Source organism: Stenotrophomonas sp. STEN020 (assembly GCF_056760195.1).
In genome coordinates, this window is sequence record NZ_JBRREI010000001.1 from 1 (window position 1) to 11996 (window position 11996).

The window sequence follows — 11996 nt, forward strand, 5'->3', positions numbered from 1 at the left end:
AAAGGCCGATTAAACGGCCGGTTGATTCCCTTTTGCGCCGCCCAAGGCCGGGCTGGGGGTTTCCCTATCCCCCATTTTTAGGCGGGGCGGCAGCCGCGAAGCTGGCAATGCGTCGCGGCTAGCCATCCCTGCAATCGGACGCTGTATCAGCTTGGCGGCTGACGCCGCTCCTACAAGAGCGATGCTGCTCGCCACCTGCAGCAACGCCTTTGCAGCATCCCGGGGCGATAATGGGCGTCTGCCCATTGTCGTTGAGGACTCCATGCGCCCATCTCTGTTGACCGCTCTGCTGCTGGCTTGCGCGCCATTTGCCGCCAGCGCCTCCTGTGTCGACGGCGCGGTATTCCTCGACAGCAACGGCAATGGCCAGCAGGACGCAGGCGAGAAGCCGCTGGCAGGCATCCGTGTCTCCGACGGCGAGCACATAGTCAGCACTGGCAAGGACGGTCGCTACCAGCTGCCAGCCTCCAGCCAGCCCAATATCTTCATCATCAAGCCAACCGGTTACAGCGCTGCCAAACGAATAGACGGCCTGCCGGACATCTGGCGTCCACAGGCAGGCGAGGGCGACTCACAGTGCCGACCGTTTGCCCTGAGCCCCGAAAAGAACGCACCCAGCAGCTTCCAGGCCCTGCTGTTTGCCGACAGCCAGACCAGCACGCTCCTGGACGTAAGCTACTTCGAGCGCGACATCATCGAACCGCTGCGCGGCAAGCATCAGGCACGCCTGGGCATGACCCTGGGCGACATCACCAACGACGACCCCGGCCTTTACCCAGCGTTGACCAAGGCGGTCACCTCACTGGGCGTGCCGTGGCTGCATGTCCCCGGGAATCACGACATGGACCTGGGTGCGAGCAGCGACGCTGATTCGCTGGCCAGTTTCCATCGCCAGCTCGGCCCGGACACCTACGCTTGGGAAGAGGCCTCGATGGTCTTCATCGGCATGGACGACATAATTGCCCAGCCCGGCCAGAAGCCGGCGTATGTCGGCGGCCTGCGTGAGGATCAGTTCGCCTTCCTTGAGGCTTACTTGCCGACCATCCCGAAAGACAAGTTGGTGGTGCTGGGTTTCCATATCCCGCTGTTCGATCACGTCTATCGTGGCGAAGACCGTGCGCGTCTGTTCAAATTGCTGGAACAGGTGCAGCACCCACTGATTGTCAGCGGCCACACCCACAACCAGAGCCAGGTGTTCTGGGGCGCTGAGCAGGGTTGGAACGGTGCCAAGCCGTTGCACGAGTACAACGTAGGCGCGGCCTGCGGGGCGTTCTGGTCCGGGGCCAAGGATGCACAGGGCATTCCCGATACGACCATGGCCGACGGCACGCCGAACGGCTACGGTCTGCTCAATGTGCGCCCACAAGGCCAGTACAGCGTCGAGTACCGCGTAGCCCGTGCGCCGGCGGATCAGCAGATCGCTTTGCATGCGCCGAAGGTGCTGCGGCAGGGCGCATATCCGGCCTGGGGCATCTACGCCAATGTGTTCATGGGTTACGACGGCCTGCCAGTGGAGTTTCGTGTTGATGGGGGCGAGTGGCAGCCGATGAAGCAGGTCAGGCAGGCCGATCCGCGCTTGTTGGTGGAGAATATCGCGGATGATCTTGCGGACAGTCTGCGTGGCTACGATCGTACGCCGGAAGCAGTGCCGTCCAGCCACCTGTGGCGTGCCGCATTGCCGACCAAGCTCAGTGAAGGTGAGCATGCGGTGGAAGTGCGCACTACATTGAATGGCGTCGAATACCGCAGCCAGACCAGCTACCGGCTGCAAACCGCACAGCCCTGACAGCAGGGCTGTTGTAGGAGCGGCGTCAGCCGCGAAGCAGGCAATGCTTGCAGGCAAGGAATCTCGGCAACCTGGTGATGTACGAGCTTCGCGGCTGACACCGCTCCCACAAGCTTGGGCAGTTTTCCGGCTGGCGCTTGGGTTGATGTTTGTGGGAGCGGCATCAGCCGCGAAGCAGGGAATGCGGCTGGTCCAGGTGTTTTGTAATCTGACAATCTATGAGCTTCGCGGCTGACGCCGCTCCTACAAAAGCAGGGTGCACGGACGCTATGCGTTGGAAGACAGCTGCAGTCAAACCCACGATTCTTGGCATGGCATTGGCTACGAGCGGTTGTGGCTTCCTGCTGCCAGGCGCCCAATCCAACGTCGAACCGATGGACCCGGCGCGTCAGTTGATCGGGCAGGTGCAAGGGCAGGGTGCCATCAGTGCAGTGCTGGGCAGCGAGGTCCTTGTCGAGGGCATCGTGGTGCGCAACCTGATGGGCGACAGCGACGACATCGGGCAGGAAGTCAAGGAAACCCTGGGCGAGGCTGATCGGGCCGCAGCAACAATCGGGTGGTTCCTGCAGGACGAAGGTGATGGCAACCCGGGCACATCCGACGGGTTATTCGTGCTGGATCAAGGCTACAACACCTCGATCAACATGCCTGCCGAGACCGAATTCACCATGCGCATGGGCTCGCGCCTGCGCACTGGCGACCGCGTGGCTATTCGCGGAACGGTAGTCGAGTTGCCGCAGGTGCAGGTGGCTGATCAGCCGCGCAGTACTGGCAATCGTGTGTCGCGTGGCGACACCTCCGGAACGGTTACCGCGATCGCGGCGATGTCGCTGACCCTTGTTGCTGATGACGAGCGCGCCACTGCAATCGTGCCCGTGGCGGCTTCCAGCAACAGCAGCAACCAGGAGGCGATTGAAGGTATGCGTTTGTAAGCGACATCTTCCCGCGCTGGTTGAGGCAGTTGCCAGCACGGCGCGGAAGTCTGTCCTGGTTGAACCCGTAGTCAAGTCAGGTCATGCGGAATATCTTTGGCACCGCGCGTTCCGGACCCGGAAGGCCGGTGCAAAAAAGCCTCCCCGTTTCCGGGGAGGCTTTTGGATATCAAGCGGGAAGAATCAAGCTTCCGGCTTGGCGTCGCGCAGTTCGCGGCGCAGGATCTTGCCGACGTTGGTCTTGGGCAGTTCCTTGCGGAACTCGACGATGCGGGGATGCTTGTAACCGGTCAGATTGGCGCGGGCGAATTCCTTCACCTGCTCCTCGGTGAGGTTAGGGTCCTTCTTGACGATGACCACCTTCACCACTTCGCCCGACTTCTCGTTGGGGGCACCAACGGCAGCCACTTCCAGAATGCCCGGCATCATCGCCAGCACGTCCTCGATTTCATTCGGGTAGACGTTGAAACCGGACACCAGAATCATGTCCTTCTTGCGGTCGACGATGTAGAAAAAGCCGTTCTCGTCCATGCGCGCCATGTCGCCGGTATGCAGCCAGCCGTCGGCATCCATGACCTTGTCGGTCTCGTCCTGGCGGTGCCAGTAGCCCTTCATCACCTGCGGGCCGCGGATGCACAGTTCGCCGACTTCGCCCATCGGTACCATCTGCCCATCGTCGGTCTTGACGCAGGCTTCGGTGGACGGAATCGGCAGGCCGATGGCGCCGTTGTATTCCTTCAGGTCCAGCGGGTTGATACAAGCCGCCGGTGAGGTCTCGGTCAGGCCGTAGGCTTCCACCAAGGTGACGCCGGTGACCTTCTTCCACTTCTCGGCCACAGCGCGCTGCACGGCCATGCCGCCGCCGAGTGCGAACTTCAGATTGGAGAAGTCGACTTCATCGAAGCCCTCGGTGTTGAGCAGGCCGTTGAACAGCGTGTTGACACCGGTGATGGCGGTGAAGCGGTTGTTCTTCAGCTCCTTGATGAAGCCCTTCATGTCACGCGGATTGGTGATCAGGTAGTTCAGACCGCCCAGCTTCATGAAGACCAGACCGTTCGCCGTCAATGCGAAGATGTGGTAAAGCGGCAGCGCGGTGATGATGACTTCCTCGCCCGGCTTCACGCCCGAGGCGCTTATCCAGGCCGAAGCCTGCTGCATGTTGGCGATCAGGTTGCGGTGGGTCAGCATCGCGCCCTTGGCGACGCCGGTGGTGCCACCTGTGTACTGCAGGAAGGCGATATCGTCGTGATCCACTTCGACCACCGGCATGCTGTGGCGCTTGCCAAGCTTCAATGCATCCTTGAAGCGGATGGCCTTGGGCAGGTCGTAGTCCGGCACCATCTTTTTCACGTACTTCAGCACGAAGTTGACGATGGGGCCCTTGGGGAAGCCGAGCATGTCGCCCAAGCCGGTGGTGATGACCTGCTTGACCGGCGTATCGGCGATCACCTGCTGCACGGTATCGCCGAAGTTGTCGACGACCAGCAGCACGGAGACACCGGCATCGACCAACTGGTGCTTGAGCTCGCGTGCGGTGTACAGCGGGTTGACGTTCACTACGGTCAAGCCAGCGCGCAGGATGCCGAAGATGGCGATCGGGTACTGCAGGCAGTTGGGCATCATGATCGCAACGCGATCGCCCTTCTTCAGCTGCAGCTCGCCCAGCAGGTAGGCGGCAAACTGGGTGACCAGAACGTCGGCTTCGCCATAGGTCAGGACCTTGCCGAAGTTGGAATACGCCGGGCGATCACGGAACTTGGCAACCGAGGCATTGAAGACATCGGCGACGGAGTGGAATTCGTTGACGTCGATTTCAGCCGGTACACCAGCCGGATAGCTCTGCAGCCAAGGACGTTCTTGCGTCATCTTCCCCTCCAGGAAATGGAATGATCTAGTGGTCAGGCCCGATCATCGGGCACCGGCGTTATTGTTGCCAGCATACCGTTCCGAATTGAAAAGGCGAAGGGATAGATGATGCGATCAGTCTTCAATTGCATGCTTTGTGCGGCGATTGTGCTTTTGTTGGGTGCTTGTGGCCGCGAACCGCCCGAGCAGCGCCTGCGCGATAGTTTTGCTGCAATGCAAGAAAGTGTGGAGGCGGGTAAGCCCGGTGGCTTCATGGACGCGGTGGCTGCGGACTTCGTGGGCAATGAGGGCTTGGATCGCGCAGGGATGGAGCGGCTGTTGCGTGGGCAGTTGCTGCTCAATGCCAAGGTGGGGGTGCAGACCGGGCCGTTGCGGGTGGAGATGGGCGAGGGTGGGGCCGCGACGGTGCGCTTCACTGTGCTGCTGACCGGTGGCGGTAATGGGTTGCTGCCCGAGCGCGGGCAGATGCAGGAAGTGGTTACTGGCTGGCGCGAGCAGGATGGACAGTGGCAGGTGTACAGCGCGGATTGGGGGCCGGTGGGTGGGGGGTGACCTTGTTGGCGTGGTAGGAGGTTGAAGACTTTGAAGCTTTAGAGCGTAAAGGCACCCCTCCCCAGCCCTCCCCTTGGCTGCGCCAAAGGGAGGGAGACAAGCAAGGCAGTGCTCTTGCCCCCTCCCTTTGGCGCAGCCAAGGGGAGGGCTGGGGAGGGGGGCTCTTGCTCTGGCTGCAGAACTTCAGCCCTAAAAAAAAGAACGCCCCGTCAGGGGCGTTCTTCCAACTCAACAATCAACCATGCAGATCAGGCCGCCTTCTTGGCCGCCAACTGCCGCAACACGTACTGCAGCAAGCCGCCATTGCGGAAGTACTCCACTTCCTTCGGTGTCAGCAACAACACCTTGGCGGTGAAGCTCTTCGTGCTGCCATCAGCCTTGGTCGCAGAAACCGTGGCGATCTTGGCCTGGCCATCCTCCAATCCGGTTACATCAAACACTTCCGAGCCATCCAGACCCAGCGTCTGCGCGTTCTCGCCGTCATGGAACTGCAGCGGCAGTACGCCCATGCCAACGAGGTTGGAGCGGTGGATGCGCTCAAAGCTCTCGGCGATCACCGCTTTGACGCCCAGCAGATTGGTGCCCTTGGCCGCCCAGTCGCGCGATGAGCCGGTGCCGTATTCCTTGCCGGCCAGCACCACCAGCGGCACGCCATCGGCCTTGTACTTCATCGCCGCGTCATAGATCGCCAGCTTCTCGCCGGTGTTGCTGCCTGGGGCGTAGTACAGCGTGTTGCCGCCTTCTTCGCCGCCGAACATCAGGTTCTTGATGCGGATGTTGGCGAAGGTGCCGCGCACCATCACGTCGTCATTGCCGCGACGGCTGCCGTAGCTGTTGAAGTCGGCTGGCTGCACGCCACGCGACTGCAGGAAGCGGCCTGCCGGCGAGTCCTTCTTGATGTTGCCGGCCGGGGAGATATGGTCGGTGGTGATGGAGTCGCCAAACAAGCCCATCACCCGCGCGCCATGTACGTCGCTGATGCTGCCGACCTGCATGGTCATGCCGTCGAAGTAAGGCGGGTTCTTGATGTACGTCGAGTCGCCATTCCATTCGTAGGCCTGGCCTTCCGGCGACTCAATCTGCGCCCAGCGGGTGTCACCCTTGAACACATCGGCGTAGTTCTGCTTGAACATCTCCGGGCCGACGGTGGCGGCGATGGTGTCGCCGATTTCCTTGTTGCTCGGCCAGATGTCGCGCAGGTAGACGTCCTGACCATCGCTGCCCTTGCCCAGCGGCTCCTTGCTCAGGTCGATGCGCACGGTGCCGGCGATCGCATAGGCGACCACAAGTGGCGGCGAGGCCAGATAGTTTGCTTTCACTTCAGGGTGCACGCGGCCTTCGAAGTTGCGGTTGCCCGACAGCACCGAGGCCACCACCAGGTCACCGGCGGCAATGCCGGCGCTGACTTCGGTGGGCAGCGGGCCGGAGTTGCCGATGCAGGTGGTGCAGCCATAGCCGACCACGAAGAAGCCCAGCTTCTCCAGGTCCGGCAGGACGCCGGCTTTTTCCAGATAGTCGGTGACCACACGCGAGCCCGGTCCAAGCGAGGTCTTGACCCACGGCTTGGCCTTGAGTCCGACCCGCGTTGCATTGCGCGCGAGCAGGCCGGCGCCCAACATCACCGCAGGGTTGGAGGTGTTGGTGCACGAAGTGATGGCGGCGATGACCACCGCGCCATCCTTCAGGCGTACCGACTGCTCGTTGATGACGACGTCGGCATGGCCCTTGGCCAATTGCTCGTTACCAACCGCGGCGCCACCGCCTTCATTGATGAAGTCGGACACATCGCCGTTGCGTTGCTCGCGGTGGCTGGTCAGGCCCTTCAGTGCCTCGCTGAAGTTGCTGTGCACGTCTTCCAGCAGCACGCGGTCCTGCGGGCGCTTGGGGCCGGCCATCGACGATTTGACGTCGGCCATGTCCAGCTCAAGCGTGGCGCTGTACTGCGCATGCGGGCTGTTCGCGTCGTGCCACAGGCCCTGCGCCTTTGCGTAGGCTTCGACCAGGTTGATCTGCGCATCGCTGCGGCCAGATAGACGCAGGTAGTTGAGCGACTCCGCATCGATCGGGAAGATGCCGCAGGTGGCGCCGTATTCCGGTGCCATGTTGGCGATGGTGGCGCGGTCGGCCAGCGGCAGGTGCTGCAGGCCCTCGCCATAGAACTCGACGAACTTGCCGACTACGCCGAGCTTGCGCAGCATCTGGGTGACGGTCAGTACCAGATCGGTGGCGGTGGTGCCTTCGGGTAGCTTGCCGGTCAGCTTGAAGCCGACCACCTGCGGGATCAGCATCGACGAAGGCTGGCCCAGCATCGCGGCCTCGGCCTCGATGCCACCGACGCCCCAGCCCAGCACGCCGATGCCGTTGATCATGGTGGTGTGCGAGTCCGTGCCGAACACGGTGTCCGGGAAGGCCCAGTTGGCACCGTCGATCTGCCGCTCCATCACCACGCGGGCGAGGTTCTCCAGATTGACCTGGTGAACGATGCCGGTGTTCGGCGGCACGACTTTGAAATTCTCAAAGGCTTTCTGGCCCCAGCGCAGGAAGCTGTAGCGTTCCTGGTTGCGCTCGAATTCGATCTTGCCGTTGAGGTCCAGTGCGTCCGGGCGGCCGAACACGTCAACCTGCACGGAGTGGTCGATGACCAGTTCGGAGGGAATCAGCGGGTTGATCTGCTCGGCCTTGCCGCCCAGCTTGGTGACGGCGTCGCGCATCGCGGCCAGGTCGACCACGCAGGGCACGCCGGTGAAGTCCTGCAGCACCACGCGCGCCGGCATGAAGGCGATTTCGGTATCGGGCTCGGCCTTGGGGTTCCAGCGGGCGACGGCTTCGATGTGGTCGGGGCCGACCGTCTGGCCGCCGTCCTCGTGCCGGAGCAGGTTCTCCAGCAGGATCTTCATCGAATAGGGAAGGTGGGAGATGTCGAACTTCTGACCGAGCTTGGGAAGGCTGCAGTAGGTGTACTGCTGGCCGCCAACCTCCAGTTGGCTACGGGTGGAGAATGTATCGCTCATACCGCTGACTCCTCTTAGTGCAGATGGCTTGCGGCGGCGCCGGGGCGCTGCGCGGGCTTTTCAGAGCCAAGGGCTCTGTCTATGAATGCCAGTCCGAGTATGGACGAAGCATCCTGCAATCGGTTCATGCTTGCTGGCCCCAGTTTAGGCAACGGCTTGTTGCGCGCATGTAACGGTTCCGAGGCGCGAGAGTGTGCGCAGCGCGCTGCACATGTAGTGCCGAGCCATGCTCGGCAGGAGCATTACCAGCAGATCCCAGCCGACCAAGGGAATCAGGTTTGTAGGAGCGGCGTACGCCGCGAAGCCACTGCGGCGTCGGTCGGCAAGGAGCTATCCCTCCCCAGCCCTCCCCTTGGCTACGCCAAAGGGAGGGGGGCTGTAGTGCCGAGCCATGCTCGGCAGGGGCCTTCCCGGTAAAGCCTCAGCCGACCATGGGTCGGCACTACAGGTAAAGCCGAGCCGACCATGGGTCGGTTCTAAAGGGGGTGCTTGGGGTATGTCGGTCAAAGTATGTATAATTCGTACATACTTCATTGGAGGTCCCATGGAAGCCACCGTAGCTGAACGCGGGCAGATCACCTTGCCCAAGGCCGTACGTGACGCGCTGGGCCTGACCAAGGGCACCCAGCTCAAGGTTGAGCTGGATGGTAGCCGCATCATCCTGCGCAAGAGCGTGGACGATGCCATTTCCCGCGCCCGCGGCAAATTCGCCCTGGACGGGTTCGAGTCGGCCGAACAGGCCGTGCGTATCGTCCGTGACGAGGCCGGCGAGGCATGATGATCGCCGTTGACTCTCCAGTCCTGATCGAGCTGCTCAGCGACGGCCCGCGCGCCGACGCGGTGGAAGCCTGCTTGCGGCAGGCGCTGGTCGGCGGCCGGGTGGTCATCTGCGGTACCACCCTGGCCGAGATCTGCGCATCGCTGCGCGGCGGCGCCGAGGTGCAGGGCGCGCTGGAAGAAATGGGTGTCCATTTCAATCCGCTGGAAGCTAAATCCGCGCTGCGTGCCGGCGAGATGCATCGTCGCCACCGCCAGCGCAGCGGTGACAACCGCCGTATCGACGATTTCATGGTGGGCGCCCACGCACTGCTGCAGTGCGATGGCCTGATCACCTGGAACGACACGTTTTATCGCGACTACTTCAAGGGCCTGAAGCTGATCGTGCCGCAAGCCTGAGAGCCCATCTTTTTTAACCGTATTACCCGGGAGTTGTCATGTTGGAAGCCTACCGCCACCACGTAGCTGAGCGCGCCGCGCTTGGCATCCCGCCGTTGCCGCTCACTGCACAGCAGACGGCCGACGTCATTGAACTGCTGAAGAACCCGCCGGCTGGCGAAGCCGAGTTCCTGGTCGACCTGATCACCAACCGCGTGCCGGCTGGTGTCGATGACGCCGCCAAGGTCAAGGCCTCGTACCTGGCCGCCATCGCCTTCGGCAGCGAGAAGAACGCACTGATCAGCCGTGCGCGCGCCACCGAACTGCTGGGCACCATGCTCGGCGGTTACAACGTCGCGCCGCTGATCCAGCTGTTGGACGACGCCGAAGTGGGCGCCATCGCCGCTGAAGGCCTGAAGCACACCCTGTTGGTGTTCGATGCATTCCACGACGTGCAGGAAAAGGCCAAGGCCGGCAACGCCAATGCACAGGGCGTGCTGCAGAGCTGGGCCGATGCTGAGTGGTTCACCAGCAAGCCGGAAGTGCCGCAGAGCCTGACCATCACCGTGTTCAAGGTGCCGGGCGAAACCAATACCGACGACCTGTCGCCGGCACCGGACGCCACCACCCGTCCTGACATCCCGCTGCACGCGCTGGCGATGCTCAAGAACAAGCGTCCCGACGCGCCGTTCGTGCCGGAAGAAGACGGCAAGCGCGGCCCGATCCAGGAAATCCTGTCGCTGAAGGACAAGGGCCATCTGGTTGCCTACGTCGGCGACGTGGTTGGCACCGGCTCCAGCCGCAAGTCCGCTACCAACTCGGTGCTGTGGTTCACCGGTGAAGACATCCCCTTCATCCCGAACAAGCGCTTCGGCGGCGTCTGCCTGGGTTCCAAGATCGCCCCGATCTTCTACAACACCATGGAAGACGCCGGCGCACTGCCGATCGAGCTGGACGTGTCGAAGATGGAGCACGGCGATGTCGTCGAGCTGCGTCCGTACGACGGCAAGGCACTGAAGAACGGTGAAGTGATCGCCGAATTCCAGGTCAAGAGCGACGTGCTGTTCGACGAAGTGCGCGCCGGTGGCCGCATTCCGCTGATCATCGGTCGTGGCCTGACCGCCAAGGCGCGTGAAGCGCTGGGTCTGCCGGTCACCGACCTGTTCCGCCTGCCGGTGCAGCCGGCCGACACCGGTAAGGGCTACTCGCTGGCACAGAAGATGGTTGGCCGCGCTTGTGGTCTGCCGGAAGGCAAGGGCATGCGCCCAGGCACCTACTGCGAACCGAAGATGACCTCGGTGGGCTCGCAGGACACCACCGGTCCGATGACCCGTGACGAGCTGAAGGACCTGGCTTGCCTGGGCTTCTCGGCCGACCTGGTGATGCAGTCGTTCTGCCACACCGCGGCTTACCCGAAGCCGGTGGACGTCAAGACCCACCACACCCTGCCGGAGTTCATCTCCACCCGTGGCGGCGTCTCGCTGCGTCCGGGCGACGGCGTGATCCACAGCTGGCTCAACCGCATGCTGCTGCCGGACACCGTCGGTACCGGTGGTGACTCGCACACCCGTTTCCCGGTCGGCATCTCGTTCCCGGCCGGTTCGGGCCTGGTCGCCTTCGCCGCTGCCACCGGCGTCATGCCGTTGGACATGCCGGAGTCGGTGCTGGTGCGCTTCAAGGGCAAGATGCAGCCGGGCGTGACCCTGCGTGACCTGGTCAATGCGATCCCGCTGTACGCGATCAAGTCCGGTCTGCTGACCGTGGCCAAGGCTGGCAAGAAGAACATCTTCTCCGGCCGCATCCTGGAAATCGAAGGTCTGCCGGATCTGAAGGTCGAGCAGGCGTTCGAACTGTCTGATGCTTCGGCTGAGCGTTCGGCCGCTGGTTGCTCGGTGCACCTGAACAAGGAGCCGATCATCGAGTACCTGACCAGCAACATCACCCTGCTGAAGTGGATGATTGCCGAGGGTTACCAGGACGCCCGTTCGCTGGCTCGCCGCATCGAGAAGATGGAAGCTTGGCTGGCCAACCCGGAACTGCTGCAGGGCGATGCCGACGCCGAATACGCTGCCGTCATCGAGATCGACCTGGCCGACATCCACGAGCCGATCGTGGCCTGCCCGAACGACCCGGATGACGTGAAGACCTTGTCGGAAGTGGCTGGTGCCAAGATCGACGAAGTGTTCATCGGTTCGTGCATGACCAACATCGGTCACTTCCGTGCCGCTGCCAAGCTGCTGGAAGGCAAGCGCGACATCCCGACCCGTCTGTGGGTTGCACCGCCGACCAAGATGGACGCTTCCGAGCTGACCAAGGAAGGCGTGTACGGCACCTTCGGCGCCGCTGGCGCACGCATGGAAATGCCGGGTTGCTCGCTGTGCATGGGCAACCAGGCGCAGATCCGCGAAGGCTCCACCGCGATGTCGACCTCGACCCGCAACTTCCCGAACCGTCTGGGCCGCAACACCAACGTGTACCTGGGTTCGGCCGAACTGGCCGCAATCTGCTCGCGTCTGGGTCGCATCCCGACCAAGGAAGAGTACATGGCCGACGTTGGCGTGCTGGATTCGGCAGGCGCCGAGATCTACCGCTACATGAACTTCGACCAGATCAGCGATTACAAGGACGTGGCCGATTCGGTCAACGCCTGAGTTGTAGTTGAGTAGTAATGGTTGAACGAGAACCCCGGCGCAA

8 protein-coding genes are annotated in these 11996 nt (G+C 62.6%); 6 read left to right on the forward strand and 2 right to left on the reverse strand.

Features of this window, described 5'->3' with window-relative positions; all coding sequences use genetic code 11:
* The first annotated feature begins 262 nt into the window (after window positions 1-262).
* Both ACVOLZ_RS00005 and ACVOLZ_RS00010 read left to right on the forward strand, forming a co-directional pair.
* A complete protein-coding gene (locus ACVOLZ_RS00005) occupies window positions 263-1786 on the forward strand; it encodes a calcineurin-like phosphoesterase C-terminal domain-containing protein (protein WP_481514571.1) in 1524 nt (507 codons plus the stop codon).
* Between the two features lie 311 nt (window positions 1787-2097).
* Window positions 2098-2718 (forward strand): single stranded DNA-binding domain-containing protein, encoded by a 621-nt coding sequence (locus ACVOLZ_RS00010; protein WP_481514572.1) that lies wholly within the window; start codon window positions 2098-2100, stop codon window positions 2716-2718.
* A 183-nt stretch (window positions 2719-2901) separates the two neighbouring features.
* Here the strand turns inward: ACVOLZ_RS00010 and ACVOLZ_RS00015 are convergent, their stop codons facing one another.
* Entirely contained in the window at window positions 2902-4584 is a 1683-nt protein-coding gene (locus tag ACVOLZ_RS00015) for a long-chain fatty acid--CoA ligase (protein ID WP_481514573.1), read from the reverse strand.
* A gap of 213 nt (window positions 4585-4797) precedes the next feature.
* On the opposite strand from ACVOLZ_RS00015, the gene ACVOLZ_RS00020 reads away from it, so the two are divergent.
* Complete coding sequence (locus ACVOLZ_RS00020) at window positions 4798-5136, forward strand: hypothetical protein (RefSeq protein WP_481514574.1); 339 nt, start codon at window positions 4798-4800, stop codon at window positions 5134-5136.
* Between the two features lie 248 nt (window positions 5137-5384).
* Here the strand turns inward: ACVOLZ_RS00020 and acnA are convergent, their stop codons facing one another.
* The gene (gene acnA, locus ACVOLZ_RS00025; RefSeq protein ID WP_481514575.1) at window positions 5385-8147 is read right to left on the reverse strand and encodes an aconitate hydratase AcnA; all 2763 of its coding nucleotides are present in this window, start codon (window positions 8145-8147) and stop codon (window positions 5385-5387) included.
* Between the two features lie 544 nt (window positions 8148-8691).
* Here acnA and ACVOLZ_RS00030 point away from each other — a divergent pair.
* The 3 genes from ACVOLZ_RS00030 to acnB are packed head-to-tail and all read left to right on the forward strand — an operon-like array spanning window position 8692 to window position 11953.
* Window positions 8692-8925, forward strand: coding sequence for an AbrB/MazE/SpoVT family DNA-binding domain-containing protein (locus ACVOLZ_RS00030; RefSeq protein ID WP_481514576.1), 234 nt, complete (start codon window positions 8692-8694; stop codon window positions 8923-8925).
* Window positions 8925-9323, forward strand: coding sequence for a type II toxin-antitoxin system VapC family toxin (locus ACVOLZ_RS00035; RefSeq protein ID WP_481508759.1), 399 nt, complete (start codon window positions 8925-8927; stop codon window positions 9321-9323). Before ACVOLZ_RS00030 ends, ACVOLZ_RS00035 begins: the two co-directional genes overlap by 1 nt.
* 38 nt (window positions 9324-9361) lie before the next feature.
* Window positions 9362-11953: a bifunctional aconitate hydratase 2/2-methylisocitrate dehydratase gene (gene acnB / locus ACVOLZ_RS00040; RefSeq protein WP_481514577.1), complete on the forward strand. Its 2592-nt coding sequence runs from the start codon at window positions 9362-9364 to the stop codon at window positions 11951-11953.
* Window positions 11954-11996: the final 43 nt, after the last annotated feature.

What these genes read in the sequence shown, in the direction of transcription:
- ACVOLZ_RS00020 (WP_481514574.1), top strand. Translation starts at nt 4,798, where the DNA reads ATGCAAGAAAGTGTGGAGGCGGGTAAGCCCGGTGGCTTCATGGACGCG.
- ACVOLZ_RS00030 (WP_481514576.1), top strand. Translation starts at nt 8,692, where the DNA reads ATGGAAGCCACCGTAGCTGAACGCGGGCAGATCACCTTGCCCAAGGCC.
- ACVOLZ_RS00035 (WP_481508759.1), top strand. Translation starts at nt 8,925, where the DNA reads ATGATCGCCGTTGACTCTCCAGTCCTGATCGAGCTGCTCAGCGACGGC.
- ACVOLZ_RS00005 (WP_481514571.1), top strand. Translation starts at nt 263, where the DNA reads ATGCGCCCATCTCTGTTGACCGCTCTGCTGCTGGCTTGCGCGCCATTT.
- ACVOLZ_RS00010 (WP_481514572.1), top strand. Translation starts at nt 2,098, where the DNA reads ATGGCATTGGCTACGAGCGGTTGTGGCTTCCTGCTGCCAGGCGCCCAA.
- ACVOLZ_RS00015 (WP_481514573.1), bottom strand. Translation starts at nt 4,584, where the DNA reads ATGACGCAAGAACGTCCTTGGCTGCAGAGCTATCCGGCTGGTGTACCG.
- acnB (WP_481514577.1), top strand. Translation starts at nt 9,362, where the DNA reads ATGTTGGAAGCCTACCGCCACCACGTAGCTGAGCGCGCCGCGCTTGGC.
- acnA (WP_481514575.1), bottom strand. Translation starts at nt 8,147, where the DNA reads ATGAGCGATACATTCTCCACCCGTAGCCAACTGGAGGTTGGCGGCCAG.